The organism is Pseudomonas sp. lyk4-R2A-8 (assembly GCF_030209095.1).
Taxonomy (GTDB): Bacteria; Pseudomonadota; Gammaproteobacteria; order Pseudomonadales; family Pseudomonadaceae; genus Aquipseudomonas; species Aquipseudomonas quebecensis.
This window is the reverse complement of sequence record NZ_JARVSS010000002.1, coordinates 139164-164770: the sequence shown is the minus strand read 5'-3', so window position 1 is coordinate 164770 and position 25607 is coordinate 139164. Positions and strand designations below refer to the sequence as shown.

The window sequence follows — 25607 nt, the reverse complement described above, 5'->3', positions numbered from 1 at the left end:
GCGAGCACGCTCGCCCCTTGTTTGAACAAGGAACTGCCTCATGGCCTGGATGCCACCGCTGCATCACCTGCTGTCTCCGATCACCGCCGACACCGGTGCAACGATCGAGCAGGTGCAACTCAAACCGCTGTACTACGCCGCGCAAAAAGATGCGCTGGCCCGGGCCGGTGACGACGAGGACGACCAGTTCTTTGAACTGGCGAAACTCGCCACCGGCCTGTCGGAAAAAGAGCTGGATCAGCTGAAACGCCCGGACTACGTAAGCATCGCTCAATACGTGCACGATATGTCGACACGCCCGGCGTCGTTTTTCCTGAATGCCCACGAGGCGCCACCTTACGACCAGCCCGTCCAACTGCTATTGCCCCTGGAAGCAGCCGGCCGAACCCTGACTGAACTGCCTCTGGAGATGCCGGCTCTGCGCGCCACCAAGGTGATGAAAAAGCTCGCCACCAATAAAGAGCGCGCCGAGTTTATTACCGCCCATTGCACAGGGTTGATGATCCCTGACCTGGCGGGGTTGACCGTGCCCGACTGGACCGAGCTGCAGGAGCGGATCGACGATTTTTTAAATCAACCGGCGGACTTCTTTCGGAACGCGACATCGAGGTGATTCTCGACGTGGTGCCGCTGATCTACTCGGTCAACGAGGCGGAGATCCTCGACTGGGACGCCGGAAAAGCATTGCGCCGCTACGACATTGCGATCACTCGCCTTGGCGTTAAACAGGAGTAAGCGGGATGCAGGACAAGTATTCGCTCGCGTATGCCGTGGTCAAGGATGGCCAGGGTGTATTTCGCCACGCAGACGGCGCGCAGGGTGCCGACAGTGTTAACCCAGGCCCTCTGGCGTCTGGAAGTCACGCAGAGGCGGCGCCGTTGTTTTCGATGAGTCTGGCGCTGACCAACGCCGGCGTGCAACTCAACGGTCTTTCGCTGGCCCTGGGGTTACTGCGTGACAGTGTGGACGCGCTGCAAACCTCCTTGTCGCAGCTTAAGGCGGTGGACAGTGAGGCGTCTAAAATCGGCAAGGGGACCGAACAAAAGGCAACGACTGAAGTTAAGCCGAGTACATCGAAAGACCAGCATCTGGTCCGTGAGTCTATGACGCTGCTCGACGTAAAGGCCCTTGATCCCGTTGCCGCTTTTCAACAATCGTTCGCTGCGCCGGCCGTCAAGGAAAAAACAATAGCGCAACTGCGGGAGTCGTCGGCAAAGAGTGAGGAGCGCCTCTCCACGACGCTTAAACCCGCACCGGTACTCTGGGAAGACGTGTGGCTGCGAACCAAGACCGCTGTGACCGACAAAGCCAACGCCTGGGCCGGCGAGTCGCCAGCCGCCGCCACCACTGTCAAAACCGCGGAGGCCGTGGTTCTGCCGATGTTTTCACCGGTGATTACCGGCTTTTTCTCGGGCATGGGAGACACGATCAAAAGCCGGGTGACAGGCAACGTGCTCGATCTGACGCTGGGCAAACTGCCTGGCGGGCTTGGCAAGCTCTTCAAAAGCGATGGCTTCAAAAAGAGCCAACCATGCTGCTGCGCCACCGCGACCCAAGCCCCGGTGAGTAGCCGCCGTCCTGGTCGCAGAGCCCCGTCCGCCGGGAAAAAGCCTACCTCCAAGCCTAAGTCCCAGAAAAACCGCAAAGCGCAGAGCACGTCGAAGAAACAGGGCCCTCAGAAGAAACCGGCATCTGGGGCGCGGTCGCCTGCCGCAAGGCTTGCACCCCTGAAAGGTCGCGGCGCGATGTCGATGCTGCGTGGTTTGCCTGAGCGCCTGATGCAACCGTTTTTCCCGGCTCAGTCCACAGGTTTCCATGCCGTTGCCCCGGTGCAGGGCCTGCAGCCGCGCGACGCGCAGGTCAATAGCCGAACGAGCCACGCCGACCTGCGCCAATCGCTCCCAGCCAGAGCCCCTGGGCTGATTGAAAACCTGGAACGTGGCGGCGTGCCTCTGCCTGCCGACGCGCGCGCAACTACCCAGCCGCACACGCAGAACTCCAGTCACGAGCGTTCAGCCGTGCCTGGGGTGACTCACGCGCCCAAAATACCGGCCTCCGGGCTGACCGGAGTGATGAGTAAGCTGGAGTCCGCCGGCGCCCGCCGTCTCGGGCCGCTGAAGTATGTCGACACCGCCATTGACGTGGTGCAGGGCGTGCGCAATGGCGACGCGAAGGCTGTCGGCGCCGGTCTCAGCACCGCCGGTGGCGCCTGGGCCGGGGCTTCCGCTGGCGCGGCGATCGGCACCTTGATTTTTCCCGGAGTCGGCACCGCGGTCGGCGGCGCCATTGGCGGCTTGCTGGGCAGCGAAGCGGGCAGTTGGATCGGTGACAAACTGTTCGGATCGAGTGATCGCCTGCCCGCGCCGAATACGCTGAGCAAGGAACTCAATAGTGCTCGCACCGATAACGTCCAGGTCACGATCTCACCGAGTATCCAGATCACTGGCGTCAACCCCGCCGAGGCCCAGCAGGTCGTCAACCAGGTGATGCAAGCCCTGCAGTTTCAATGCATGCCCATGGTCACCGATTCCCTGGGCATTCGACGCAACGCGGCACTGACCGATACAGGAGGTGATTGATGCGACAACAGATGGTACTGGGCGATTTTATTTTTGGCCTGTCCCGTGGCTTCGCCTACGCCTCGCTCATCCATAGCAGTTACGGCGGCTGGAGCAACCTGGAAATCATTGCCAGCAAGCCGCAGTCACGGCAGAACGGCCAGCAACTGGAAAAGCTCTCGTTCAGCGGCATGGCGATGTACGCCGTGGGCATGCAGCGCCTGGACGAATTGCGCGCGTTGCAGGATGCGCGGGCGCCATTGCCCCTGGTCGATGGCATTGGCCGTAACTGGGGCTTGTGGCGTATCAATTCGTTGGTGGAAACCCAAAGCAACGTGATCGATGACGGCACCGCCATGGTCGTGGCCTGGACCCTTGAATTGGAGGAATTCGTCAATGCGTAGAGTGCGAAGTATTGCCGGCGATTCGGTCAACCTGTTGCTTTACCGCGAGTTGGGGCGCTGCGACGACGCAGCTGAAGAAACCCTCTGGCGCTTGAACCCCGAGTTGGCCGAGCATGGCCCGGTGTTGCCGGCCGGCGTGTGGGTGGTGGTGCCGGAGATGCCCGCGCGGCCGACGGTGTCGCAACCTGTTTCAGCGTGGGATTGAGGAGGCTGCATGGCACAGGGATTCACCCCGATCGTCGAGTTCTACGGCGTCAATGCGGCGCTGCTCAATCAACGCTTGATGCACTGGAGCCACACCGACGCCGCCGGTATCAAAGCCGACAGGCTCGAACTGACACTGAACATCGAGGGCCTGGAAGGGTTGCCGAGCCTGAGCGGCAAGATCGGCCTGCGAGTCGGCTATCAGGAGTCGGGATTGGTGGAAAAAGGCCAGTTTGTCATCATGCAGCGCACTCCCGTGCTGTTTCCGATGCGCCTGCTGATCGTCGCTACCGCCGCACCTTTCAGCGCGGTGGACCCCAGCCATTACCGACAGCGCCGCTCCGCCAGTTACGGCCCCACCACCCTGGGCGCGCTGTTTCGCCAGGTCATCGGTCGACATGGCTATTCACCCCGCGTCGCGCCGGCACTGGAAAGCATTCCGATCCCCCATATCGATCAATCCAACGAAAGCGACATGGCATTTATCACGCGCCTGGCCAGTCGCTACAGCGCCGTCACCAAACCGATCAACGAACTGTACGTGCTGGCGGAAGCCGGCAAGGTCCATTCGCTCTCGGGCCAGCTGCTGCCGGAGGTGACGCTATCCGTGACCCAAGACAACCGCCCCGGCGACCGGGCATTCATCACCGCCAAGCTCGACGAGCAGTCGCGCTCCAAATATATGGGCTGCCGCGTGACCTGGTGGGATGCCGTGGGGGCTAAGCAGCATGTAGTGGAGGTGGGCATCGCGCCGTTCAAAAACCTGCGCCAACGCTGCCAGAACGAAGCCGAAGCCCGTGCCGTGGCCGAAGCCGAACTGCGACGCGTGGGCCGGGAAGATTTGAAACTGCAGATCGAGTGCCCTGGCAACCCGCTGCTCGCCGCTGAAGGGTTGCTGCGCCTGGATGAAAGCTGGCCCTCGTATATGCAAGGGCGCTGGTCGATTATCCAGGTTACCCATGTGGGCGACCCGGTGACGGGGTATCGCAGTTCGATTGTGGCGGGTGGGTTGTCAATCTAGACCTTTTTGCAGAGTAGAAACCATGCTGATTTCGCTTCCCCAACTTGTCCACGTCATGCCAACGGCCCGCCTCACAGCGGGTCTTTTTTTGCCTGCCATAAATGCGGCGATGGCCCGGCACTCGATTACCAGCCCCCAGCGCATCGCTGCGTTCCTCGCCCAGATCGGTCACGAATCCGGCGAACTGCAGTACCTGCGCGAACTGGGCAGTGATCGCTACCTGAGCAAATATGACATCGGACCCCTTGCCGCCAGACTGGGCAATACCCCTGAAGCGGATGGCGACGGCCAGCAGTACCGGGGCAGGGGGCTGATACAGATCACCGGGCGTCGCAATTACCTGGCGTGCAGTCGGGCGCTGTTCGGTGACGAACGGTTATTGGCCCAGCCTCAACTGCTGGAACAACCCCAATGGGCATGTGAATCCGCCGCCTGGTTCTGGCAGAGCAACGGCCTGAACGAGTTGGCCGACAAGGACCAGTTCACCACCATTACTCGACGTATCAATGGCGGCCTCAATGGCCTGGATCATCGTATGCAGCTATGGGCGAGGGCGAAGGCGGTGTTATGCGCTTCCTAGCGTCCTACCGCTTGCTCGGTTATTTCCTGCTGCTGGTTATGGCGGCGGGATTGACCTGGCAGGTTCAGGCCTGGCGATATGACGCACAGCTTGAGCGGTTGTCGGCCGTGCACGCGCAGGCGCTCGATCAACAAACCCGGCAGGCGTTGCATCAGCAGCAGGCCGAACAAGACAGGCGCCTGGCTCTTGAGCAACAGCTCAATGCCAGCGACCGACAGCATGCTCAGGAGTTAAGCGATGCCCAACGTCATCAAGCGGTTTTGCGTGATCGCCTGGCCACTGCTGATGTGCGGTTGTCAGTCCTTCTCGACGCCACCGAACCCGCCAATGGCAGCTCGGTGCCAGCCCCCGCCCCCGCCGGCGGCGTGGTTCATGCAGCCCCGCGAGCCCGACTTGACCCGGCGCATGCTCAACGAATTATCGCCATCACCGATGACGGCGATAACGCCGTGATTGCCTTGCGTGCGTGCCAGGCGTATGTGCACGCCGTCGCGCGTTAGCATCCTGATGCAGCCTGTCGCTTGCGTGTGCGATTTGCTCCTGTAGGGTAGGCGAACGCCCGCTCATTCCCGGAGACGACCGTGAACGAAATCACTCAACTTGCCGCTGAACTGGGGCGCCGACTCCAGGTGCTCAATGCTCATGTCACCACTGCCGAGTCCTGTACCGGTGGCGGTATTGCCGAGGCTATCACGCGGATTCCCGGCAGTTCGGCGTGGTTCGAAGCAGGTTACGTCACCTATTCCAACCGGCAGAAGACTCGACAGTTGAATGTACCGGAGGGCTTGTTCAACAAGGTGGGCGCTGTCAGCCAGGAGGTGGTGGAGGCGATGGTGCGTGGCGCGCAGGAGAAAAGTCTGGCGCGGTTCGCCGTGGCGGTCAGCGGCGTGGCAGGGCCGGATGGTGGTTCGCCGGAAAAACCGGTGGGTACGGTGTGGCTGGCGTTCGGCGTGGGGGAGGCGGTCACGGCACAGCGCGAACACTTCTCCGGCAACCGCGACGAAGTCCGTCGACAAACGGTAAAAGCTGCGCTGGAGGGCTTGTTGCGACGAGCTGCACTAGAAATAGAAAATCAGGGGTAGGCGATCTCCGATCTTTGTGGAACAATACTGTCTACTTATACAGGTGTTGGCCGTCAGGCCTTATTGATTACGTGAGGACTTTAATGGACGACAACAAGAAGAAAGCCTTGGCTGCGGCCCTGGGTCAGATCGAACGTCAATTCGGCAAGGGTGCCGTAATGCGTATGGGCGATCACGACCGTCAGGCGATCCCGGCTATTTCCACTGGCTCTCTGGGTCTGGATATCGCACTCGGCATTGGCGGCCTGCCAAAAGGCCGTATCGTTGAGATCTACGGTCCTGAATCTTCCGGTAAAACCACCCTGACCCTGTCGGTGATCGCCCAGGCGCAGAAGATGGGCGCCACCTGCGCATTCGTCGACGCCGAGCACGCCCTGGACCCTGAGTACGCCGGCAAGCTGGGCGTCAACGTCGATGACCTGCTGGTTTCCCAGCCGGACACCGGTGAGCAGGCCCTGGAAATCACCGACATGCTGGTGCGCTCCAATGCCATCGACGTGATCGTGGTCGACTCCGTGGCGGCACTGGTGCCCAAGGCTGAAATCGAAGGCGAAATGGGCGACATGCACGTGGGTCTGCAAGCCCGCCTGATGTCCCAGGCACTGCGTAAAATCACCGGTAACATCAAGAACGCGAACTGCCTGGTGATCTTCATCAACCAGATCCGTATGAAGATCGGCGTAATGTTCGGCAGCCCGGAAACCACCACGGGTGGTAACGCGTTGAAGTTCTACGCATCGGTCCGCCTGGATATCCGTCGTACTGGCGCGGTGAAGGAAGGTGACGAGGTTGTCGGGAGCGAAACTCGCGTCAAGGTTGTGAAGAACAAGGTGGCTCCACCATTCCGTCAGGCTGAATTCCAGATTCTCTACGGCAAGGGCATTTACCTGAACGGCGAGATGATTGACCTGGGCGTGTTGCACGGTTTCGTTGAAAAATCCGGTGCCTGGTACGCCTACAACGGCAGCAAGATTGGTCAAGGCAAGGCCAACTCGGCCAAGTTCCTGGCGGATAACCCGGACATCGCCGCTACGCTTGAGAAGCAGATTCGCGACAAGCTGCTGACCGCAGCACCAGATGTGAAAGCTGCCGCCAACCGTGAGCCGGTTGACGAGATGGAAGAAGCCGATACCGACATCTGAAGCCAGCGATGACTGTTGTACTGGATACACTCGTCGCCGTTCGGCGCACTGCAATGGACCTGCTCGCTCGCCGCGAGCATGGTCGAGTCGAGCTGACGCGTAAGCTGCGTCAGCGCGGCGCGGAGCCCGAAATGATCGAAACCGCCCTCGACCGGTTGACGGAAGAGGGTCTGCTTTCCGAATCCCGTTACCTTGAAAGCTTTGTGTCCTATAGAGCCCGTTCCGGCTACGGCCCCGCGCGAATTCGCGAGGAGTTGAGCCAGCGCGGTTTGCAGCGTGGCGATATCGACCTCGCGTTGCGCGAGTGCGGTATCAATTGGCAGTCGCAACTGGAGGATACCTGGCGCCGCAAGTTCTCTGGTCATTTGCCAATCGATGCCAGGGAACGTGCAAAACAAGGACGCTTTTTGAGTTATCGCGGGTTTCCGATGGACATGATCAGCCGCTTGCTCAGCGGTCGAGAGATGGACGACTGAGAGCCGGAGATTTGTTCCGACAAACTGTGACGTAACCCATAGCCACTCAATACGATCCCCTGATACACCCAAAAAGGCCCGCTATGAAAATAGCGGGCCTTTTTTGCGTTCTGCGTTTATGGATTCACGCCGGCTCCGGTGCCACCCGCTGCTGCGCCGTGCCTTGGGCGTGCGCCCAGTTCTCCGGTAGGTTGATGTAGTGCACCAGCTCCCGCAACCGACCTTGATCCCGTCCATTGAAGTTGAACACCAATCGCGTCAGGTGGCTGAACTTCGCCTCATCATGTTCCTCCCCGGTATATGCCAGTTGCTGGAACTCCCCGCTCAAACGCAGGCTGGCAAATTCCGTCTGCAAGTGGGTGAGGGCGCGCTCGCTGAGCGGATGGTTCATGCGCATCACGAACTCGCGTTTCAGCCAGCGCGTGGAGTGGAAGTTGGCGTAGAACTGATTGATCTCCTCTACAGCTTCTTCGGCGCTGTACACAAGCCTTACCAGCTTAAGGTCGGTCGGCAAAATGTAGCGATTGGCCTCCAGTTGATTGCGGATAAAGTCCAAGGCGCCTTGCCAGAACCCGCCACCTGGTGCGTCCAGCAACACCACCGGCACCAGAGGGCTCTTGCCGGTCTGGATCAGCGTCAACACCTCCAGCGCTTCATCCAGGGTGCCAAAGCCGCCAGGGCACAAGACCAGCGCATCGGCTTCCTTGACGAAGAACAGCTTGCGGGTGAAGAAGAAGTGGAATGACAGCAGGTTTTCCGTGCCATCAATGGTGGGGTTGGCGTGTTGTTCAAACGGCAGGGTGATGTTGAACCCCAGGCTATGCTCCAGGCCGGCACCCTCATGTGCTGCCGCCATGATGCCGCCGCCACCGCCGGTGATCACCATCAGGTCAGAGCGCGCCAAAGCTGCGCCCACCTCGCGAGCCAAGGCATACAGCGGGCTTTCTACGGGGGTACGTGCTGAGCCGAACACCGTGACTTTGCGTCGGCCCCTGAACTGTTCCAGAACCCGGAACGCATGATCCAATTCGCGGATGGCCTGCAGGGTGATTTTGGCGTTCCAGCGGTCGCGGTCGTCCTGGGCCATGCGCAGCACGGTGAGAATCATGTCGCGATAAAGAGGGGTATTCGGGCTGTTGGGGGCTATCTGCTCGAGCTGCGCGTCGACTTGCTGTGCGAGCTGGGGCCCGTGTTCTTCAAAATGGCGTAGCAAACTGTCATTCGGTTGGTAAGGCATTCAACGTCTCCTTCTTCACAGAGGTTGGACCGACGGCAATCGATCGTCCGCAGGCCACGACACTGCATGTGTCGCTGCATGCCATAGGCGTTGTACCTGTTTGCCTGTTGGCAAAGCGCGCTCTGTATAGTCCTTTTGATTTAAAAACCTTTGCACTTCAAGTCCGCGGGAGGGCAACCCTCTTGTGCCCGGGAAATGTTACAGGACGGCGTGAGCGCCGTTGTGCAAGGGGGGCTGGGATGGCCTGATCATGGGCCGAAAAAGCCTTGTCTGGCAACCGCTTATTGGTCGGTCAGATGGGCGAGGAACAATGTCAAAGCGGGGGAGCGCGCCGCGGGACCGCAGCGCGAGGATAAGGCCAGGTTACTTTTTCTTCTTCGATGGCGCCGGGCAGTCCGCTTCCGCAAACTTCACCGAGGCCACTGGACGGTTGCTTTTGTTCTCGGTGATTTCATAACGCATCACCGCGCCCTTGGCCATCAATTCGCGGTAGCCCGCGTTCGTGCAAACGCTGCGGCCCAACTGAAAGTACACAGCCTTGGGATTGGCGCGCATCTGTTCGGCGCGGTCAGGCATCACGCTCAGGTGGTCAATTAACTGCATACCTTCAACGGTGTAGGCCACTTCGAGGGTTTTTTCGTCGATTTCCCGCGGCAGGCCTTTGTTGCTTTCAGCAGCGACACTTTGCAGCTTCCTGTTCATTTGAGCCTCCAGCAGCGAGGCCGCCTGGGCGCCGATGGGCAGGACCAGCGCAAGCGCGACGGATGGGGCGACAAGACGCAGCATGGAACGCAGCATGAAATTCTCCTGATTCGGTTACAGGTGCATAGACCCGCCACTGCGCTGTGCGTTCAGTGGCGGGCGATTATAGGTGAGGCGTCGCCACTACAGCCAGGCGTATCGCTGGTAAACTGCCGCCACTTCAACCCATTTTGAGTGACCCTGTGTCGATTTACCCGTCCATGCGGCGCATCCGATGAGCCACGCCGTCTCCCGCCTGCGTGCTCAGCGTCTGGCGCGCGCCATCAAACCCTTCGTTAATCGTGGCTCGCGCGCTGAGCGCTGTTCCGGCTGCCGCGTGATTGCGCAATATTGCCTGTGCGCCTGGCGTCCCAAGGTCGCCGCCAGGTCTGCCATGTGCCTGCTGATGCACGATGTCGAACCGATGAAGCCCAGCAACACCGGCTGGCTGATCGCTGATGTCATCAAGGACACCACGGCGTTCGCCTGGTCGCGCACCGAAGTGGATCCGGAGCTGCTGCTCCTGCTGGCCGACCCACAGTGGCAGCCCTATGTCGTGTTCCCCGGCGAGTTCGTGGCGCCGGAGCGGGTCGTCAGTGCCGTGACGGTGGAAGAGGGCAGACGACCGTTGTTCATCCTGTTGGACGGCACCTGGAGTGAAGCGCGCAAGATGTTCCGCAAGAGCCCGTATCTGGAACATCTGCCGGTGCTGAGCCTGGCGCCTGAGCAGCTGTCGCGCTACAAACTGCGGCGCTCCAAGCGCGATGATCATTTCTGCACCGCCGAAGTGGCGGCGCTGTGCCTGGAGTTGGCCGAGGATGCGGTCGCCAGCGAGGTGCTGGACGCTTACCTTGACGTATTCAGCGCCCACTACCTGGCCGCCAAGTTCCAGCTGCCGCTGGACCCGACGGATGTCGTGCACACGCGTCTTGCGCCCTATGTCCCAGCGCTTTAGCCAGACGACGTTTGCATGATGGCACCTTACCCGCTCCCCCGCTAAACTGCCCAGGGGCGTAGTGCTTGACCCCCCAGGCTACGCTGGGCATGCTGTGCGCCGATTGAGGCGCCAGCATGGAGATTCGACGTCGTTTTGCGTCGAGCACGCCCTCTGGCGATGGCTGCCTGGTCGCCGCCTTGTGTATTGGTGAACCCTTGAACCCATTGGGGCTCCCATAAAAAACAGGATCATTTAATCAATGGCCACATACGAAATCCTGATAGCCGACGATCACCCGCTGTTTCGCAGTGCGTTGCGTCAAGCGGTGACGCTGGGCCTTGGGCCGGATGTCCGCCTGGTCGAAGTGGCCAGCATTGCCGAGCTGGAAAGCTGCCTGACCGATAAAACCGACTGGGACCTGGTGTTGCTTGACCTGAACATGCCCGGTGCCTATGGCTTCTCCGGGCTGGTGTTGCTACGCGGCCAGTACCCGCAGATTCCGGTGGTGATGGTCTCGGCGCAGGAAGAGGCCGATGTGGTGGTGCGATCCAGGGAATTTGGTGCCAGCGGGTTCATTCCCAAGTCCAGCGCCATGGAAGATATCCAGAAGGCGGTGCGTGCCGTGTTGGATGGCGATATGTCCTGGCCGCCCCAAGCATTTGAACACGTCAATGTATCCGACGAAGCCAAGGCCGCTCGTGATGGCTTGGCCAGCTTGACCCCTCAACAGTTCCGGGTATTGACCATGGTCTGCGAGGGCTTGTTGAACAAGCAGATTGCCTACGAGTTGAAAGTTTCGGAGGCAACCATCAAGGCGCACGTCACTGCCATTTTCCGCAAGTTGAACGTGCGCACCCGCACCCAGGCGGCGTTGCTCCTGCAACAACTTGAGTCAATTTCGCAGCATTAAGATCTCACCGATTCACGCTTTTTTGACTTTGCGTGATCTAGTTTCCCCACTCCTTTGGTTCAGTTGCCTACATCTATGTCGCCTTTCAAGGGTCAAACCGGTATCAAACGTATCTTCAATGCTGGGGGATATTCCCTGGACGGCCTGCGCGCAGCGTTCACCGGCGAGGCGGCATTCCGGCAGTTGGTGTTGCTCAATGTGATCCTCATCCCACTGAGCTTTTTCCTCAATGTCAGCCGTGTCGAGCGGGCGTTGCTGATTGCCGTATGCCTGCTGGCGTTGATTGTCGAGCTGCTCAACTCGGCGGTGGAAGCGGCCATCGATCGCATCTCCCTGGATCGTCATCCTTTGTCGAAAAACGCCAAGGACATGGGCAGCGCCGCGCAATTCGTGGCCCTGACCATGATTACCCTGGTGTGGGTCGTCATCCTGATCTAAGCCTCAGGCAATGTTGGGAAGCACGATTTCGTCGCTGCGCTGCACGCCGGCGGTGAATGCGCGGCAGAGTTCCAGGAACTCGCGCATCGCCGAGGTCTGGTATTTCTGCTTGTGCCAGATGAAGTAAAACTGCCGTGCCAAGTCCAGATCAGGGGTTTCCACCGGCACCAGGCTGCCACGACGAAACGCGTCACGCAGCGCCAGCCTTGAGATACAGCCGATCCCCAGACCCGACTCCACCGCACGCTTGATCGCCTCGGTGTGTTCCAGTTCGAGGCGGATGTTCAGTGCGCTGCGGTGATGGCGCATGGCTTGGTCAAACGTCAGGCGTGTGCCTGAGCCTTGTTCGCGCAGGATCCACGCTTCATGGGTCAACTCGTCCATGCTCGCCACGCCACGTTTGGCCAGGTGGTGCTGTGGGGCGCAAAACACCACTAACTCGTCTTCTACCCAGGTCTGTACTTCGATATCCGGGTGGCTGCAGTCGCCTTCGATCAGACCCAGATCAATTTCGTAATGCGCCACTTGATGCACGATATGTGCGGTGTTCTGCACGTGCAATTTCACCTGGCTTTCGGGGTGCTGCTGCATGAAGCTGCCGATCAGCAGCGTCGCCAGGTAATTGCCGATCGTCAGGGTGGCCCCGACCGCCAGGGAGCCGAAGCCGGACTTGCCGTTGAGCAGGTCTTCGATCTCCTTGGCCTGGTCCAGCAGCGCGACCGCCTGGGGCAACAGCTGATGGCCCAGGGCATTGAGACTCAAGCGTTTACCGGCGCGGTCGAACAATTGGCAGCTGGATTGACGCTCCAGTTCGGTAATCGACGTGCTGGCGGCGGATTGGGATAAAGCCAGAAGGCCAGCAGCGCGCGAAACGCTTTCCTGCTGGGCGACGGCGACGAAGACTTGCAGTTGACGGAGAGTAAATCGCATATCGATATAACCGATAACCCTTATCTTAATAATCCAGTTAACAGATATTGTCGCCGCCATTAGAATGCGCTGCAATTGCGCATTTCACATTTGGCGCAGACCCATTTCCAGGAGTTCCCCGTACATGAGCAACATGAACCACGAGCGTGTCCTCAGTGTTCATCACTGGAACGACACTCTGTTCAGCTTCAAGTGCACCCGCGATCCGGGCCTGCGCTTCGAGAACGGTCAGTTCGTGATGATCGGCCTGCAGCAACCCAACGGCCGCCCGCTCATGCGCGCTTACTCCATTGCCAGTCCGAACTGGGAAGAGCATTTGGAGTTCTTCAGCATCAAGGTGCCGGATGGCCCGCTGACTTCCCAATTGCAGCACCTGAAGGAAGGCGATGAGGTCCTCATCAGCAAGAAACCGACAGGCACCCTGGTGCTGGACGACTTGCAGCCCGGAAAACACCTGTACCTGCTCAGCACCGGCACTGGCCTGGCGCCGTTCATGAGTGTGATCCAGGATCCGGAAACCTACGAGCGTTTTGAAAAAGTGATCCTGTGCCACGGCGTGCGCTACGTCAACGAAGTGGCCTACCGCGAGTTCATCACCGAGCACCTGCCGCAGAACGAATTCTTCGGCGAGGCCGTGCGTGAAAAGTTGATCTACTACCCCACCGTGACCCGCGAGCCCTTTGAAAACCAGGGCCGCCTGACCGACCTGATGCGCAGCGGCAAGCTGTTTCGGGACATCGGCTTGCCGCCGATCAACCCCGAGGACGACCGCGCCATGCTGTGCGGCAGCCCAAGCATGCTGGACGAGACCAGCGAAGTGCTCAACAGCTTCGGCCTGAAAGTTTCGCCACGCATGCGCGAGCCAGGTGATTACCTGATCGAACGCGCATTCGTCGAGAAATAAAGCAGCCAAACCATGTGCTGACTGGACAATACAGAAGACCTGAATGTGGGAGGGGGCTTGTCCCCACCCACAGTTGGTTTGCGGTTTATCCTGCTGTCACCACTTCTAATACGCAAATCACCCCAGCCTCGGGATAGTGCCAGCGCACATCCACATCCCAGAAGCGCACCCCGTACTCGCGCTCCGGACCAGGCGTCTGGTACGCGGGCCGGGGGTCCTGCGCCAAACACTGATCAATCAATTCCACCAACGGCTCGCCGAGACGCTGGGCATGGCCTTGTGCTTGCTGCAGCGCAGTCTTCAGCCACTGTACGGGAATCAACGCCGGCGCCCCGCTGGCGATGCGGTTGCTTGCCGTGTCGATGATGTCGGCGTAAGGCACGTAAGGCTTGATGTCCAGCACCGGCGTGCCGTCGAGCAGATCGATCCCGGAGATCCACAACCGACCCGGCTCGACCCTGTCCAGTTTCACCACCGACTGGCCGATGCCATTGGGCCGATGGGTCGCACGGGTGGCGAACACCCCCATGGACGTATTGCCACCCAGGCGTGGCGGGCGCACTTTCAGGCGCGGCTTGTCTTCCAACGCCTGATGGAACAGAAACAGCAGCCACACATGGCTGACTTGCTCCAGGCCTTGAACGGCCTCGCCCTGGTCGAACGGCGCCACCAGCTCCAGCACGCCGCGGGCGGCCGGCGCCAGTTGCGGTTGGCGCGGGATGGCGAACTTCTCCTTGAAACAGGAGCGCACGAAGCCGACGGGGGAGACCAGGTGACTCATGGCTTACGCACGCACCCGCAGCGTCAGCCCCTTGAGGAAGTTACGCAGCAACTGGTCGCCGCACGGGCGATAGTTGGTGTGGCCGAATTTGCGAAACAGCGCGCTCAATTCCGGCTTGGACACCGGGAATTCGGCGGCCTTGAGAATGGCGTGCATATCATCTTCCTTCAGTTCGAAGGCCACGCGCAGCTTCTTGAGAATGATGTTGTTGGTGACCGGCGTCTCGATCGGCTGCGGTGGACGGCTTTCATCCTTGCCACGCTTGAAGATCACCAGGCCATCGAGAAAGTGCGCCATGACCTCGTCCGGGCAGAACACGAAGCCTTCTTCTTCGTCCTTCTTGAGGTAAGTCAGCAGGTCATCCTTGGTGATGTCCATGCCGCCGAGCTTGGTGATCTCGACCATCTTGTTGTCGCTGATATCGAGCATGTAGCGCACGCTGCGCAGTACGTCGTTGTGAATCATGGTGGGCAATCCTGGTTTTCAACGGTGGACAACGCCCGGCGGGGCGCTGTCGAAAGGGGGAGCAGCTTAAAATTTCTCTTTGCCGGACAGGTAACGCCATTGGCCCACTGGAACCTTGCCAATGGACACCCCGCCGATGCGGATGCGGCGAATAGCCACGACCTTCAGGCCGACCGCCTCGCAGAACAGCGCGATCACGCCGGGTTGCGGATTTTTCAGCGCAAAGCGCAGGCGATTTTCGTTCTGCCAGCTGGCTTTTACGGCTGGCAGCTCTTTGCCTTTGTAGGTCAGGCCGTGGTTCAGGCGGTTAAGGCCGTGGGCAACCATCTCGCCTTCGACCTCCACGACATACTCCTGCTCGATCTTGGCGGCATCGGCGGTCAACTTGCGCAGAATCTTCCAGTCCTGGGTAAACACCAGCAGGCCGCTGGCCTTGGCCTGCAGGTCGGCGCTGGCGCTCAGGCGCAGGAAGTGGCCTTTGAGCGGACGCTTGCCGAAACGATGTTCGTCCGACAGGGTATCGGCGCTGATCATCGCCATCGCGGTATCAGCATCCACACCGGCCGGGGCGTGCAGCAGGATGGTCACCGGTTCCGGCGCGGTAGCCTTGGCCTCGGGGTCGAGTTCGACTTTCTGGGTGGTGACCTTGAACTGCGGTTCGTCGATCACTTCACCGTCCACCGAGACCCAGCCGCCTTCGATAAACAGCTCAGCCTCCCGACGGGAGCAACCGACCAGTTCGATAAGGCGTTTGGAGAGGCGTATGGGGTCAGTCATGACAAGGGCCGTAACAAAAGGGGGCGGCTATTGTACCTGCCTGGCGCCGGTTAATCCCGGCCCCATTTCATTTAGCCCTGGCGCGCCTGCGACGACAGCTGGCGCAAGCGCATGCGCAGCAACGGATAAGGCTGGCCGAGGCCGTCATGCTCGGTGCGTCCGATCACCTCGAAACCTTGCTTGAGGTAAAAGGCCAGGGCCTGGGGGTTCTGTTCGTTGACTTCCAGCTCGTCGGCGTTCATGCACTCCACCGCGTAGCGCAGCAACTGGCGGCCCAAGCCTTGGCCACGGTGTTGCGGATCGATGAACAGCATCTCGACTTTTCCCGCCGCTACCCCGGCAAACCCAGTGATGCGCTGGCGGGCGTCCTTGGTGCAGACCAGCATCACCGCATCCAGGTAGCGGGTCAGCACCAGGTCTTTGAGTAATACGATGTAGCTGTCGGGCAGAAAATCATGGGTGGCGCGCACCGACGCTTCCCACACCCGGACCAGTTCCGGGTAATCGCGGGTGTTAGGTGTATGAATGACCGAATGCTGCCGCATGCCCGTTGCCTCTTGCCGATGTGTGCGCCGATGGGCAAAACAATAGACCGAAAAAAGCCCCGCATCTTGTCCAGAAGCAGGGCTTTTTCAAGTTTCCAGCGATCAGTCGCGTTTTTCGGCCCACAGGTCGTATTCGTCGGCGTCGGTCACGGTGCACCAGACCTTGTCGCCCGGCTTCAAACCGCTGGCATCGTCGATAAACACATTGCCGTCGATCTCCGGCGCATCGAAGAAGCAACGGCCCACGGCGCCTTGTTCGTCGACTTCGTCGATGAGCACTTCGATTTCCTTGCCGATGCGCAGTTGCAGGCGCGCCGAGCTGATGGCCTGTTGGTGCGCCATGAAGCGTTCCCAACGGTCCTGCTTGACGTCGTCCGGCACCACGGCCAGGTCCAGCAGGTTGGCCGGGGCGCCTTCCACCGGCGAGTACTGGAAGCAGCCGACGCGGTCCAGTTGGGCCTCGGTCAGCCAGTCCAGCAGGTACTGGAAGTCTTCTTCGGTCTCGCCGGGAAAGCCGACGATAAAGGTGGAGCGGATGATCAAGTCCGGGCAGATCTCGCGCCAGTTCTTGATGCGCGCCAGGGTTTTGTCCTCAAAGGCCGGGCGTTTCATGGCCTTGAGCACTTTCGGGCTGGCGTGCTGGAACGGGATGTCCAGGTACGGCAGGATCTTGCCGGCGGCCATCAGCGGGATCAGCTCGTCCACATGCGGGTACGGGTAGACGTAGTGCAGGCGCACCCATACGCCCAGGCTGCTGAGGGCTTCGCAGAGTTCGGTCATGCGGGTTTTTACCGGCGCGCCGTTCCAGAAGCCGGTGCGGTATTTCACATCGACGCCGTAGGCACTGGTGTCCTGCGAGATCACCAGCAGCTCCTTCACGCCAGACTTGACCAGGCGCTGGGCCTCGTCGAGCACGTCGCCCACCGGACGGCTCACCAGCTTGCCGCGCATCGACGGAATAATGCAGAAGCTGCAGCTATGGTTACAGCCTTCGGAGATCTTCAGGTACGCGTAGTGGCGCGGGGTCAGCTTGATGCCTTGGGGCGGCACCAGGTCGATCAACGGGTTGTGATCCTGGCGTGGCGGCACCACGTCGTGCACAGCGTTGACCACTTGCTCGTACTGCTGCGGGCCGGTCACCGCGAGCACGCTGGGGTGCACATTGCGGATATTGCCTTCTTCCACGCCCATGCAGCCGGTCACGATGACCTTGCCGTTTTCCTTGATGGCTTCACCGATCACCTCCAGCGACTCCGCCTTGGCCGAGTCGATAAAGCCACAGGTGTTGACCACCACCACATCCGCGTCCTGATAAGTGGACACCACGTCATAGCCTTCCATGCGCAGTTGGGTCAGGATGCGCTCGGAATCGACCAGCGCCTTGGGGCAACCCAGGGATACAAAGCCGACCTTGGGGTTGGCCGTTGCGGGAGTGGTGGACATGTCTAACCTCGGTATTGAATGACGCCGCCGCCGCAAAGGGCAGGGCAGCGGACGGGCGCTTGGCGCGCCTCTGATCAAAAAGTGCGCAATTCTAGCGATGGGCAACGCACTTGACCAGCTTTATGCAGGGAAATACGACGAGCGCTGCGCTATGCTTCGCGCCGTTGCGCATGGGTAAAACCCTTGGGTCAATAAAACGTCTGTTACGAGAAGTAAAACGGCGCATGCTAGCGTCGGCTTAGGCGCGTTGTTCATATAAGACCTCAGGTCAAAGGGCAGGAGTGGTTGATGGGTCAGGCAAGTAGTCAGGCAGTAGGTGCCGAGCATTCAAACGCCAAACCGATTGGCATGCTGGTGGCAGCGGTCGGGGTGGTTTATGGCGATATCGGAACCAGCCCGCTCTATACCCTTAAAGAGGTGTTCAACGGCGGTTATGGGGTTCAGGTCAACCACGATGGCGTGCTGGGGATTCTGGCGCTGATCTTCTGGTCGCTGATCTGGGTGGTGTCGATCAAGTACATGCTGTTTGTACTGCGCGCAGACAACCAGGGCGAAGGCGGGATCATGGCCCTCACCGCGCTGGCGCGGCGGGCGGCGGGGGAGCGCAGACGGCTGCGCAGTTTCCTGGTGGTCTGTGGCCTGTGCGGCGCGGCATTGTTCTACGGTGACAGCATGATCACCCCGGCAATTTCCGTATTGTCGGCCGTGGAAGGCCTGGAACTGGCGTTCGATGGCCTGGAAAAATGGGTAGTGCCGATTGCCCTGGTGGTGTTGGTGGCGCTATTCCTGATCCAGAAGCACGGCACCGACCATATCGGCAAACTGTTCGGGCCGGTGATGGTGACCTGGTTTCTGGTGCTGGGCGGCCTGGGTGTGTACGGCATCACCCTGCACCCTGAGGTACTCCATGCCCTGAACCCGATCTGGGCCGTGCGTTTCTTCGAGGCCCATCCAGGCATCGGCGTGGCGATCCTCGGCGCGGTAGTGCTGGCATTGACCGGCGCCGAAGCGCTGTATGCCGACATGGGCCACTTCGGTCGCAAGCCGATTGCCCGCGCGTGGTTCATGCTGGTGTTGCCGGCGTTGGTACTCAACTATTTCGGCCAGGGCGCGATGCTGCTGGGCGATCCCGAAGCCGCGCGCAACCCGTTTTATCTGCTGGCGCCGAGCTGGGCGCTGATCCCGTTGGTGGTGTTGTCCACCCTGGCCACGGTGATTGCCTCCCAGGCGGTGATTTCCGGTGCGTTCTCCCTGACGCGCCAGGCGATCCAACTCGGTTACATCCCGCGCATGCATATCCAGCACACCTCCAGCGCCGAACAGGGCCAGATCTATATCGGCGCGGTGAACTGGTCGTTGATGGTCGGCGTGATCCTGCTGGTACTGGGTTTCGAATCGTCCAACGCCTTGGCCTCGGCCTACGGCGTGGCGGTAACCGGCACCATGCTGATGACCACCATCCTGGTGTCGGCGGTGATGCTGCTGCTGTGGAAATGGCCGCCGGTGCTGGCGGTGCCGGTGCTGGTCTGCTGCCTGTTGGTCGACGGTCTGTACTTCGCCGCCAACGTGCCGAAGATCATCCAGGGCGGCGCGTTCCCGGTATTGGCGGGCATCGTGCTGTTCGTGCTGATGACCACTTGGAAGCGCGGCAAGCAATTGCTGGTGGAGCGCCTCGACGAAGGCGGCCTGCCGCTGCCGATCTTTATCAGCAGCATCCGCGTGCAACCGCCCCATCGGGTGCAGGGTACGGCGGTGTTCCTCACGGCGCGCCCGGATGCGGTGCCCCATGCGCTGTTGCACAACCTGCTGCACAACCAGGTGCTGCATGAGCAGGTGGTGCTGTTGACCGTGGTCTACGAAGATATTCCACGCGTACCGGCCACCCGACGTTTCGAGGTGGATGCCTACGGCGAAGGCTTCTTCCGCGTCATCCTGCACTTCGGGTTCACCGACGAGCCGGACGTACCCCAGGCGCTGAAGCTGTGTCATCTGGACGAACTGGATTTCAGCCCGATGCGTACCACCTATTTCCTCAGCCGTGAAACGGTGATTGCCTCGCGCATCAAGGGCATGGCGCGCTGGCGCGAAGGCTTGTTCGCGTTTATGTTGAAAAACGCCAACGGCAACCTGCGCTTCTTCAAACTGCCGGTTAACCGGGTGATCGAGCTGGGTACCCAGGTCGAGATGTAAGCCCACGCAGCACGGGCGCCGGCCATCGGCGCCCGTGTTGTGCTGAACCCTGTGCGATCGCGCGTTGTCGACTAGGCTCTAAGCACGCTTTGAAGAGTGCCCACAGAACCCAGAAGAGGTGCGCCATGAGTCAACTGCTCGAATCCTACACCCTGCGCCAATTGACTTTGCCCAACCGCATCGCCGTATCGCCGATGTGCCAGTACTCCAGCGCCGATGGCCTGGCCAATGACTGGCACTTGGTGCACCTCGGCAGCCGTGCGGTAGGCGGCGCTGGCCTGATCTTCACCGAAGCCACTGCGGTGAGCGCCGATGGTCGCATTACTGCCCAGGACCTGGGGCTGTGGAACGACCAACAGATCGAACCGCTGCAACGCATTACGCGCTTTATTGCGTCCCAGGGTGGGGTGGCCGGAATCCAGCTGGCGCATGCCGGGCGCAAGGCCAGCACTCACCGCCCGTGGCTCGGCAAGCACGGCAGCGTCAAGCCTGAAGACGGTGGCTGGGTGCCGGTCGCGCCGTCGCCGATTGCCTTCGACCCCCAGCACACCCAGCCCAAACCGTTGGATGAAACCCAGATCCAGCAGGTGATCGCCGACTTCGTCGCGGCGGCCAAACGCGCCCTGACGGCCGGCTTCAAGATAGTGGAGATCCACGCGGCGCACGGCTACCTGTTGCATCAGTTCCTCTCGCCGCTGAGCAATCAGCGCCAGGACGCATACGGTGGTTCGTTCGAAAATCGCATTCGCCTGGTGCTGCAAGTGACCGAGGCCGTGCGCGAGGCGTGGCCACGGGAGCTGCCGTTGTTCGTGCGGGTATCGGCCACCGACTGGGTCGAAGATGGCTGGAACCCGGATGAAACCGTGGAATTGGCGCGCCGCCTGAAGGACCTTGGGGTGGATCTGATCGACGTCTCGTCCGGCGGCACCGCCGCCAACGCCGAGATCCCCACCGGGCCGGGCTATCAGACGCGTTTCGCCGAACGCGTGCGCAAGGAGGCGGGCATCGCCACCGGCACCGTCGGCATGATCACCGAGCCGGCGCAGGCCGAGCACATCCTGCGTACCTGCCAGGCCGATATCATCTTCCTGGCCCGAGAGCTGCTGCGCGATCCGTATTGGCCCTTGCATGCCGACGACGACCTGGGCGGGCGCAAGGCGACCTGGCCGGCGCAATATCAGCGCGCGACCCATCGGGATCAGCCGATCCATGAGTCTGACTTGAAGAATTAGCCTTCGTCGCTTCAAAACCCACCCTGACCCGGTCAATGCCGGTCAGTTAAGAGACGGAACGGGCAACCAGTACCCTGTGGCGAGCGGGCTTGCCCCGCGTTGGGCTGCGAAGCAGCCCCAAAACATAGTCCCGGAGCTGCCTCGCATACTGCGACGCTCCTATTGGGGCTGCTGCGCAGCCCAACGCGGGGCAAGCCCGCTCACCACAGTTACAGTGTTCCTCCTTAACTGACTGGCATTGCCCTGGCCCGGTGGGTTTTTTTACGCCTCGCGATGGGGAAAAGGCTGTAGGTATTTGTTACCCAAGTATTTTTTTAAGTGAATACTCTAAAAAAATCCCACGCGCTGCGAGATTGTTTCTACGCTTACGGTAAGCCTGATTTCTGGCCCAGGAAGTCAGTCGGCTTGCCGTCGGGGCGTTGCGCTTCACGGGACGCAGGTGATGGGCGCAAGGAGTAGTTGTTCGATATCAGGAGAAGCAGTCCATGGCCAAGTCCTATGGTGTAGCGGGTGTGGTGACGTCATTTCTGACGCGCAGGGTGTCTTTGCGGGGGCGAAGGTTGAGTTCGGACGAAGTGGAACTGCTGGCGCAGTATCGCGCATTGACGGAGGACGATCAGGTGGCCATGCGCTATTTGATTGGCGCGATGAAAAGCGTGTCGCGGTTCTGATCCGCCCTCCAGTCAGGGGGGAGCGGGTGCTCCCCCCTTGTTATCACGTGTACTTGCGCTGCTCCGGTGCCGGCGGAAAGTACTGGTACAGCCAGGTTTCGCTCAAGGTGCGGTCCTGGGTGCGAATGAACAGGCGCAATTCCACCGGCTCCACGCTGTCGCTGGTCGGGTACCAGTCAAACAGAATGCGGTAGCCCTTGATGTTGTCGAGCACCAGCACGCTGAAATCCTTTACCTCGCCGTGGGAGCAGGTGACCACCGGTTCGATCCCGGTGCCGGCCGGCAGGCGGTCCAGGCCGCCGCCTTTGAAGTCCACGGCAAAACGCCGTGCCCATACCTCTGGATAATGCTCGCCCGGTGCCCAGCCCTCGGTAAAACCGCCCATGCCGGAGCGGGTGGCATCCACCTGCGCCAGCGGCGTGCTTACCGGCGGCAGGGCGCTCCAGTACAGTTTGTAGCCGTAGTTGAGCGAATCGCCGGCGGCCACCGGTTTTTTCGGGGTCCAGAAGGCCACGATGTTGTCCAGGGTTTCGCCGGTGGTGGGAATTTCCAGCAAGTCGATCGAACCTTCACCCCAGGCTGTCGTGGGTTCTACCCACAGGCTTGGGCGTTTGCTGTACCAGTCCACGGTGTCCTGGTAGCTGGCGAACTCATGGTCGGTCTGCACCAGGCCGAAGCCTTTCGGGTCGGTGTCGGCGAATGCGTTGAATTGCAACTTGGCCGGGTTGTTCAACGGACGGCAGACCCACTCGCCGTTGCCGCGCCACATGGCCAGGCGGTCCGAATCGTGGATCTGCGGGTGGATGGTGTCGCACATGCGGCGCTCGTGGGTGCCGCAACTGAACATGCTGGTCATCGCCGCGATGCCCAGTTGCTCGATTGCGGTGCGCGCATTGATATGCGCGTCGATGGCCATCACGACCTGGTTGGCCTGGCAGTCGATATCGAAGCGATAGGCACCCGTGGCGCTCGGCGAATCGAGCAGGGCGTAGACCACAAAGCGGGTGGCGTTCTTGTCCGGGGTCTCGAACCAGAACTGCGTGAAATCGGGAAACTCTTCACGCTTTTTCGCGTAGGTGTCGATCGCCAGACCGCGGGCGGATAACCCGTACTGACCGGTGGAATCGACCGCGCGGAAGTAACTGGCGCCGAGAAACGACAGCACGTCATGACGGTCCAGCTCCGGCGCCTTGAACAGTTTGAAGCCGGAGAAACCCAGGTCGCCGGTCAGCTGTTTGGTGTCGACCGTGGTTTTTTCATAGTTGAACAGTGAAGGGCGGAAATGCACCTCACGCGCTTCACGCGTCTTGGGGTCGACGCTGTGCATGCGCACCGGCGTCTTGAAACCCATGCCGACGTGGAAGAATTGCACGTCGAGCTGGCCATTGAGTTCTTTCCACAGCGAATGGTTGCCGTCGTAGCCGATCGCGTTGAAGTTCTGCGGAGTCATGGTCGCCAGCGTCGGCGGCAGTACTTGTTTGGTGTCTTTGTAGGCGGTTGCGGCCAGTTGTTTGGCCTGGGCCTTGAGCGTTTCGAAGTCGAACGCCACGGCTTTGCCATCGGCGGCGCGGTTCCCGGCCCAGGCCTGGGCAGCGAGCAGGCCACTGGCCGACAGACCGGTATAAGCCGCAATGGCCATGGACGCTTTGAGCAAATTCCTGCGATGCATAGAGACAACCTGTCGTGAGCAAATCCCGCGCCGTTCCTGGCACGTGCTGGATCAGAAAATACGGTTCGGACATGCCTTCGGCCAAACGCTACGGACATTAAACAGACGCCGGATAGCTTAAGCGGTTCGGTGGAGGAGGAAAATTGATTGGTGGCGGGGTGATGGCATTGCAAATGCGACAAGACATTTCCGGGGCTGTGGACGAACACATTACTCAAGAATTATGAAAATCCAATGTGGGAGCAGGCTTGCCCCCCGATAGCGGTGTATCAGCCAACTATTTCAGTGCTGACCCACTGCTATCGGGGGCAAGCCCCCTCCCACAAAGAGTTTTGTATTGTCTGTCAGAGGTGTGTTTCAGGCCACTTCGCCCACGGCTCGGTACGCCTCGTCGATCGCCGCATGGGCGTACGCACTCCACGCCGCGTCCGAGTTGGCGATGCTCACATGCCCCAGGGGTTTGCGCGCCAGGTTCATCAGCGCTTCGCTTTCGTCGGCGTCATCGAACAGGCTGTTGGAAAAATACGCATAGCCGTGGGACCAGCGATTCACTGTGATCGCCAGAATATCCGTCTCATGGTTGAATCCGCCTGGGCCGAGCATGCGTTGCAGTTGGTCACGCAACTGCGCTTCCAGTTGCTCGAATGTCTGCCCATACAAGCGGCCACGTCCGGCGCGGGCCTGGTCGCGGGCGTTCATGCCGCTGTTGGGGCTGGTGGGCACGTAGACCATGTGCAGGCCGATGGGTTGCGTGGGGTCGCGCGGGTGGTCGTAACCGCCCATGCTCACCGGGTAGTCCAGTTTGATGCGGCTGTACGGCTGGGTGGCCGCGTAGATTTCATGCACCCCCAGCTTCTGAAACGCTTGCCAATTTCGGATCACTACCTTGGTGTACACCAGCGGGAATTTCACGTTCTGGCTCAAGGCGTGGGCCTGAGGCGCGGGCAGGCCTTTGAGCAGGTAAGGAATCATCATGTTGTAGCAGGCCAGGATGCAGCGTTTGCCGCGCACCTGTGCGAGTTGTCCGCCTCGGCTGTAGCCGATATGCACGCCATCGCCGACATTGCGCACGCTCACCACCGTGCTGTTCAAACGCAGGCGCACCGGTGCCTTGGGTTGATCGAGCCTGGCGTAGTCGAAGGCCGCCAGCACGATATCGTCCATGCTGTGCCCTGGCGCCACCCCCGGAATCAGGCTGCGCACCAGGAGGCGTGCGAGCGACGCATTGCCGTCCGGGAAATGGTAGATGTAGGGCTCTTCCATTTCTGCGGCGGCTTCTTCGCTGATAGGTGCCAGATTCATTCCGCCAAAACCTGGGAAACCCACATTGTAGGCATCGGACGCAGCCACGGCATCGATGCTCAAGGCCATGAAGTCGTTGGTACGGCTCTGAAAATACTTCACCGCACCTTCCGACAATCCCACGTTCTTGAGCAGGAAATCCCGGTAGCTGGTGGCTGCCAGGTAGTCAGCCTTTTCCTTGGCATTCTTGCCGGGCAGGTAGTCCCTGGGGGCGGTGTGCAGCTCGATCAGCGCCTGGCGGTCGGCGGTCGGCAGTGGGAAGTCATTGATGAAGTCACCGAGGGCACGCGCATGCAACTGGTCCGGGGCGATGTCGTCAGCCACCATCGGCGTCGGGTCGCCGGTCACCAGTTTGTCTTCGCCGAAATTCTCCTTGTCGAAGAACACCCCGCGCGACAGCCCCAGGTTTGGGTAGAACTGGCGGTCGAAGGCCGTTTCGAAGCGCTTGATAGTCACCCCGAGTTTTTTCAGCAGGCCGTTCACCGGTTTGCTGAACAGGTGGTTGGGCGACTGGAAGGCCTCACTGCCGCCGTAGCCGATGATCATGCGGCCGCCGGCCTGGAACTCATTGCGCTTGGCGTGGCCGCCGAAGTCGTCGTGGTTCTCCAGGATCAGGATTTTCGCATTCGGATGTTTCTCGCGGTAGAACCACGCCGCCGACAAGCCGCTCAGGCCACCGCCGACCACCACCAGGTCATAGTGCTCGGTGATGGGCAATTTATCGGTGTCGAAGACTTTCTTTTCCCAACCCATCTGGTGCGCCACTTCGAAGGCGCCGACATGGCTGCCGCGCAGGCCGGTGAGGGCGGGTGGGTAATAGCGACCGTCGGGCGCGGCCCGAAGGATCTGCAGCGGCGTCATGCCGGCAGCGACGGTGATGGCGACGCCGTTGAGGAAGTCGCGGCGGGTGATGTCCATGGGCAATCCTGAAAATTATTGTTATGAGCCCCCTGCAAGCGCCTGCGTGC

28 protein-coding genes are annotated in these 25607 nt (G+C 60.6%); 18 read left to right on the top strand and 10 right to left on the bottom strand.

Features of this window, described 5'->3' with window-relative positions; genetic code table 11:
• The first annotated feature begins 40 nt into the window (after positions 1–40).
• The 11 genes from QRN10_RS02025 to recX all read left to right on the top strand — a co-directional run bounded on the left by QRN10_RS02025 (position 41) and on the right by recX (position 7467).
• Positions 41–613, top strand: a complete 573-nt coding sequence (locus tag QRN10_RS02025; protein WP_181080558.1) for a phage tail assembly protein — start codon at positions 41–43, stop codon at positions 611–613.
• Positions 610–735, top strand: coding sequence for a hypothetical protein (locus tag QRN10_RS02020; RefSeq protein ID WP_017844653.1), 126 nt, complete (start codon positions 610–612; stop codon positions 733–735). The genes QRN10_RS02025 and QRN10_RS02020 overlap by 4 nt, the downstream gene beginning before the upstream one ends.
• Positions 736–740: 5 nt before the next feature.
• Entirely contained in the window at positions 741–2579 is a 1839-nt protein-coding gene (locus QRN10_RS02015) for a glycine zipper domain-containing protein (RefSeq protein ID WP_285427761.1), read from the top strand.
• Positions 2579–2962 carry a phage tail protein gene (locus QRN10_RS02010; protein ID WP_253510800.1) on the top strand — a complete coding sequence of 128 codons (384 nt, stop codon included), beginning with the start codon at positions 2579–2581 and terminating at the stop codon, positions 2960–2962. Before QRN10_RS02015 ends, QRN10_RS02010 begins: the two co-directional genes overlap by 1 nt.
• On the top strand, positions 2955–3167 hold the full coding sequence (locus QRN10_RS02005) for a tail protein X (RefSeq protein ID WP_181080561.1): 213 nt from the start codon (positions 2955–2957) through the stop codon (positions 3165–3167). Before QRN10_RS02010 ends, QRN10_RS02005 begins: the two co-directional genes overlap by 8 nt.
• A 9-nt stretch (positions 3168–3176) precedes the next feature.
• Positions 3177–4187, top strand: a complete 1011-nt coding sequence (locus tag QRN10_RS02000; protein ID WP_285427760.1) for a contractile injection system protein, VgrG/Pvc8 family — start codon at positions 3177–3179, stop codon at positions 4185–4187.
• A gap of 22 nt (positions 4188–4209) precedes the next feature.
• Positions 4210–4767: a glycoside hydrolase family 19 protein gene (locus QRN10_RS01995; protein ID WP_181080563.1), complete on the top strand. Its 558-nt coding sequence runs from the start codon at positions 4210–4212 to the stop codon at positions 4765–4767.
• The gene (locus QRN10_RS01990) at positions 4755–5267 is read left to right on the top strand and encodes a lysis system i-spanin subunit Rz (RefSeq protein WP_181080564.1); all 513 of its coding nucleotides are present in this window, start codon (positions 4755–4757) and stop codon (positions 5265–5267) included. The genes QRN10_RS01995 and QRN10_RS01990 overlap by 13 nt, the downstream gene beginning before the upstream one ends.
• 81 nt (positions 5268–5348) lie before the next feature.
• Positions 5349–5849 (top strand): CinA family protein, encoded by a 501-nt coding sequence (locus QRN10_RS01985; protein WP_181080565.1) that lies wholly within the window; start codon positions 5349–5351, stop codon positions 5847–5849.
• Positions 5850–5932: 83 nt separating this feature from the next.
• On the top strand, positions 5933–6991 hold the full coding sequence (gene recA / locus QRN10_RS01980; protein ID WP_123714828.1) for a recombinase RecA: 1059 nt from the start codon (positions 5933–5935) through the stop codon (positions 6989–6991).
• Between the two features lie 8 nt (positions 6992–6999).
• Positions 7000–7467, top strand: coding sequence for a recombination regulator RecX (recX, locus tag QRN10_RS01975; protein ID WP_181080566.1), 468 nt, complete (start codon positions 7000–7002; stop codon positions 7465–7467).
• A 124-nt stretch (positions 7468–7591) separates the two neighbouring features.
• On the opposite strand, the gene QRN10_RS01970 is transcribed toward recX, so the two are convergent.
• Positions 7592–8704: an LOG family protein gene (locus QRN10_RS01970; protein WP_285427758.1), complete on the bottom strand. Its 1113-nt coding sequence runs from the start codon at positions 8702–8704 to the stop codon at positions 7592–7594.
• A 363-nt stretch (positions 8705–9067) separates the two neighbouring features.
• Positions 9068–9502, bottom strand: coding sequence for a PA3611 family quorum-sensing-regulated virulence factor (locus QRN10_RS01965; RefSeq protein ID WP_253510820.1), 435 nt, complete (start codon positions 9500–9502; stop codon positions 9068–9070).
• A gap of 178 nt (positions 9503–9680) precedes the next feature.
• Here QRN10_RS01965 and QRN10_RS01960 point away from each other — a divergent pair, with 178 nt between their 5' ends.
• From QRN10_RS01960 to QRN10_RS01950, 3 genes are all read left to right on the top strand, one after another.
• Complete coding sequence (locus QRN10_RS01960; RefSeq protein WP_253510823.1) at positions 9681–10400, top strand: tRNA-uridine aminocarboxypropyltransferase; 720 nt, start codon at positions 9681–9683, stop codon at positions 10398–10400.
• Between the two features lie 241 nt (positions 10401–10641).
• Positions 10642–11292 (top strand): response regulator transcription factor ErdR, encoded by a 651-nt coding sequence (gene erdR / locus QRN10_RS01955; RefSeq protein ID WP_253510826.1) that lies wholly within the window; start codon positions 10642–10644, stop codon positions 11290–11292.
• A gap of 75 nt (positions 11293–11367) precedes the next feature.
• Positions 11368–11730, top strand: a complete 363-nt coding sequence (locus QRN10_RS01950; RefSeq protein ID WP_248075753.1) for a diacylglycerol kinase — start codon at positions 11368–11370, stop codon at positions 11728–11730.
• Positions 11731–11733: 3 nt separating this feature from the next.
• On the opposite strand, the gene QRN10_RS01945 is transcribed toward QRN10_RS01950, so the two are convergent.
• The gene (locus QRN10_RS01945) at positions 11734–12660 is read right to left on the bottom strand and encodes a LysR family transcriptional regulator (protein ID WP_071492650.1); all 927 of its coding nucleotides are present in this window, start codon (positions 12658–12660) and stop codon (positions 11734–11736) included.
• A 124-nt stretch (positions 12661–12784) separates the two neighbouring features.
• Here QRN10_RS01945 and fpr point away from each other — a divergent pair, with 124 nt between their 5' ends.
• Entirely contained in the window at positions 12785–13564 is a 780-nt protein-coding gene (gene fpr / locus QRN10_RS01940; RefSeq protein WP_285427757.1) for a ferredoxin-NADP reductase, read from the top strand.
• An 85-nt stretch (positions 13565–13649) separates the two neighbouring features.
• On the opposite strand, the gene tsaA is transcribed toward fpr, so the two are convergent.
• The 5 genes from tsaA to rimO all read right to left on the bottom strand — a co-directional run bounded on the left by tsaA (position 13650) and on the right by rimO (position 17575).
• Complete coding sequence (gene tsaA / locus QRN10_RS01935) at positions 13650–14345, bottom strand: tRNA (N6-threonylcarbamoyladenosine(37)-N6)-methyltransferase TrmO (protein WP_181080572.1); 696 nt, start codon at positions 14343–14345, stop codon at positions 13650–13652.
• 3 nt (positions 14346–14348) lie between these two features.
• Positions 14349–14810 (bottom strand): YehS family protein, encoded by a 462-nt coding sequence (locus tag QRN10_RS01930; RefSeq protein ID WP_181080573.1) that lies wholly within the window; start codon positions 14808–14810, stop codon positions 14349–14351.
• 66 nt (positions 14811–14876) lie between these two features.
• Entirely contained in the window at positions 14877–15587 is a 711-nt protein-coding gene (locus QRN10_RS01925; RefSeq protein ID WP_181080574.1) for an rRNA pseudouridine synthase, read from the bottom strand.
• A 71-nt stretch (positions 15588–15658) separates the two neighbouring features.
• The gene (locus QRN10_RS01920; RefSeq protein WP_266248182.1) at positions 15659–16132 is read right to left on the bottom strand and encodes a GNAT family N-acetyltransferase; all 474 of its coding nucleotides are present in this window, start codon (positions 16130–16132) and stop codon (positions 15659–15661) included.
• A 102-nt stretch (positions 16133–16234) separates the two neighbouring features.
• Positions 16235–17575, bottom strand: coding sequence for a 30S ribosomal protein S12 methylthiotransferase RimO (gene rimO, locus QRN10_RS01915; RefSeq protein WP_181080576.1), 1341 nt, complete (start codon positions 17573–17575; stop codon positions 16235–16237).
• 288 nt (positions 17576–17863) lie between these two features.
• On the opposite strand from rimO, the gene QRN10_RS01910 reads away from it, so the two are divergent.
• The 3 genes from QRN10_RS01910 (at position 17864) to QRN10_RS01900 (ending at position 21668) form a co-directional block, all read left to right on the top strand.
• Positions 17864–19765, top strand: a complete 1902-nt coding sequence (locus QRN10_RS01910) for a potassium transporter Kup (RefSeq protein ID WP_181080577.1) — start codon at positions 17864–17866, stop codon at positions 19763–19765.
• Between the two features lie 125 nt (positions 19766–19890).
• A complete protein-coding gene (locus QRN10_RS01905) occupies positions 19891–20997 on the top strand; it encodes an NADH:flavin oxidoreductase/NADH oxidase (protein WP_285427756.1) in 1107 nt (368 codons plus the stop codon).
• Positions 20998–21482: 485 nt separating this feature from the next.
• Positions 21483–21668 (top strand): hypothetical protein, encoded by a 186-nt coding sequence (locus QRN10_RS01900; RefSeq protein WP_181079101.1) that lies wholly within the window; start codon positions 21483–21485, stop codon positions 21666–21668.
• Positions 21669–21711: 43 nt separating this feature from the next.
• Here the strand turns inward: QRN10_RS01900 and QRN10_RS01895 are convergent, their stop codons facing one another.
• Both QRN10_RS01895 and QRN10_RS01890 read right to left on the bottom strand, forming a co-directional pair.
• Positions 21712–23337, bottom strand: a complete 1626-nt coding sequence (locus QRN10_RS01895) for a glucan biosynthesis protein D (RefSeq protein WP_181079104.1) — start codon at positions 23335–23337, stop codon at positions 21712–21714.
• 357 nt (positions 23338–23694) lie between these two features.
• A complete protein-coding gene (locus QRN10_RS01890) occupies positions 23695–25557 on the bottom strand; it encodes an NAD(P)-binding protein (protein WP_181079107.1) in 1863 nt (620 codons plus the stop codon).
• Between the last annotated feature and the right edge of the window lie 50 nt (positions 25558–25607).

What these genes read in the sequence shown, in the direction of transcription:
- QRN10_RS02015 (WP_285427761.1), top strand. Translation starts at nt 741, where the DNA reads ATGCAGGACAAGTATTCGCTCGCGTATGCCGTGGTCAAGGATGGCCAG.
- QRN10_RS01990 (WP_181080564.1), top strand. Translation starts at nt 4,755, where the DNA reads ATGCGCTTCCTAGCGTCCTACCGCTTGCTCGGTTATTTCCTGCTGCTG.
- QRN10_RS01970 (WP_285427758.1), bottom strand. Translation starts at nt 8,704, where the DNA reads ATGCCTTACCAACCGAATGACAGTTTGCTACGCCATTTTGAAGAACAC.
- QRN10_RS01965 (WP_253510820.1), bottom strand. Translation starts at nt 9,502, where the DNA reads ATGCTGCGTTCCATGCTGCGTCTTGTCGCCCCATCCGTCGCGCTTGCG.
- QRN10_RS01910 (WP_181080577.1), top strand. Translation starts at nt 17,864, where the DNA reads ATGGGTCAGGCAAGTAGTCAGGCAGTAGGTGCCGAGCATTCAAACGCC.
- QRN10_RS01995 (WP_181080563.1), top strand. Translation starts at nt 4,210, where the DNA reads ATGCTGATTTCGCTTCCCCAACTTGTCCACGTCATGCCAACGGCCCGC.
- QRN10_RS01950 (WP_248075753.1), top strand. Translation starts at nt 11,368, where the DNA reads ATGTCGCCTTTCAAGGGTCAAACCGGTATCAAACGTATCTTCAATGCT.
- QRN10_RS01945 (WP_071492650.1), bottom strand. Translation starts at nt 12,660, where the DNA reads ATGCGATTTACTCTCCGTCAACTGCAAGTCTTCGTCGCCGTCGCCCAG.
- QRN10_RS01960 (WP_253510823.1), top strand. Translation starts at nt 9,681, where the DNA reads ATGAGCCACGCCGTCTCCCGCCTGCGTGCTCAGCGTCTGGCGCGCGCC.
- QRN10_RS01890 (WP_181079107.1), bottom strand. Translation starts at nt 25,557, where the DNA reads ATGGACATCACCCGCCGCGACTTCCTCAACGGCGTCGCCATCACCGTC.
- QRN10_RS01920 (WP_266248182.1), bottom strand. Translation starts at nt 16,132, where the DNA reads ATGCGGCAGCATTCGGTCATTCATACACCTAACACCCGCGATTACCCG.
- QRN10_RS01930 (WP_181080573.1), bottom strand. Translation starts at nt 14,810, where the DNA reads ATGATTCACAACGACGTACTGCGCAGCGTGCGCTACATGCTCGATATC.
- tsaA (WP_181080572.1), bottom strand. Translation starts at nt 14,345, where the DNA reads ATGAGTCACCTGGTCTCCCCCGTCGGCTTCGTGCGCTCCTGTTTCAAG.
- rimO (WP_181080576.1), bottom strand. Translation starts at nt 17,575, where the DNA reads ATGTCCACCACTCCCGCAACGGCCAACCCCAAGGTCGGCTTTGTATCC.
- QRN10_RS01925 (WP_181080574.1), bottom strand. Translation starts at nt 15,587, where the DNA reads ATGACTGACCCCATACGCCTCTCCAAACGCCTTATCGAACTGGTCGGT.
- QRN10_RS02010 (WP_253510800.1), top strand. Translation starts at nt 2,579, where the DNA reads ATGCGACAACAGATGGTACTGGGCGATTTTATTTTTGGCCTGTCCCGT.
- QRN10_RS01895 (WP_181079104.1), bottom strand. Translation starts at nt 23,337, where the DNA reads ATGCATCGCAGGAATTTGCTCAAAGCGTCCATGGCCATTGCGGCTTAT.
- erdR (WP_253510826.1), top strand. Translation starts at nt 10,642, where the DNA reads ATGGCCACATACGAAATCCTGATAGCCGACGATCACCCGCTGTTTCGC.
- fpr (WP_285427757.1), top strand. Translation starts at nt 12,785, where the DNA reads ATGAGCAACATGAACCACGAGCGTGTCCTCAGTGTTCATCACTGGAAC.
- QRN10_RS02005 (WP_181080561.1), top strand. Translation starts at nt 2,955, where the DNA reads ATGCGTAGAGTGCGAAGTATTGCCGGCGATTCGGTCAACCTGTTGCTT.
- QRN10_RS01905 (WP_285427756.1), top strand. Translation starts at nt 19,891, where the DNA reads ATGAGTCAACTGCTCGAATCCTACACCCTGCGCCAATTGACTTTGCCC.
- recX (WP_181080566.1), top strand. Translation starts at nt 7,000, where the DNA reads ATGACTGTTGTACTGGATACACTCGTCGCCGTTCGGCGCACTGCAATG.
- QRN10_RS02000 (WP_285427760.1), top strand. Translation starts at nt 3,177, where the DNA reads ATGGCACAGGGATTCACCCCGATCGTCGAGTTCTACGGCGTCAATGCG.
- QRN10_RS01900 (WP_181079101.1), top strand. Translation starts at nt 21,483, where the DNA reads ATGGCCAAGTCCTATGGTGTAGCGGGTGTGGTGACGTCATTTCTGACG.
- recA (WP_123714828.1), top strand. Translation starts at nt 5,933, where the DNA reads ATGGACGACAACAAGAAGAAAGCCTTGGCTGCGGCCCTGGGTCAGATC.
- QRN10_RS02025 (WP_181080558.1), top strand. Translation starts at nt 41, where the DNA reads ATGGCCTGGATGCCACCGCTGCATCACCTGCTGTCTCCGATCACCGCC.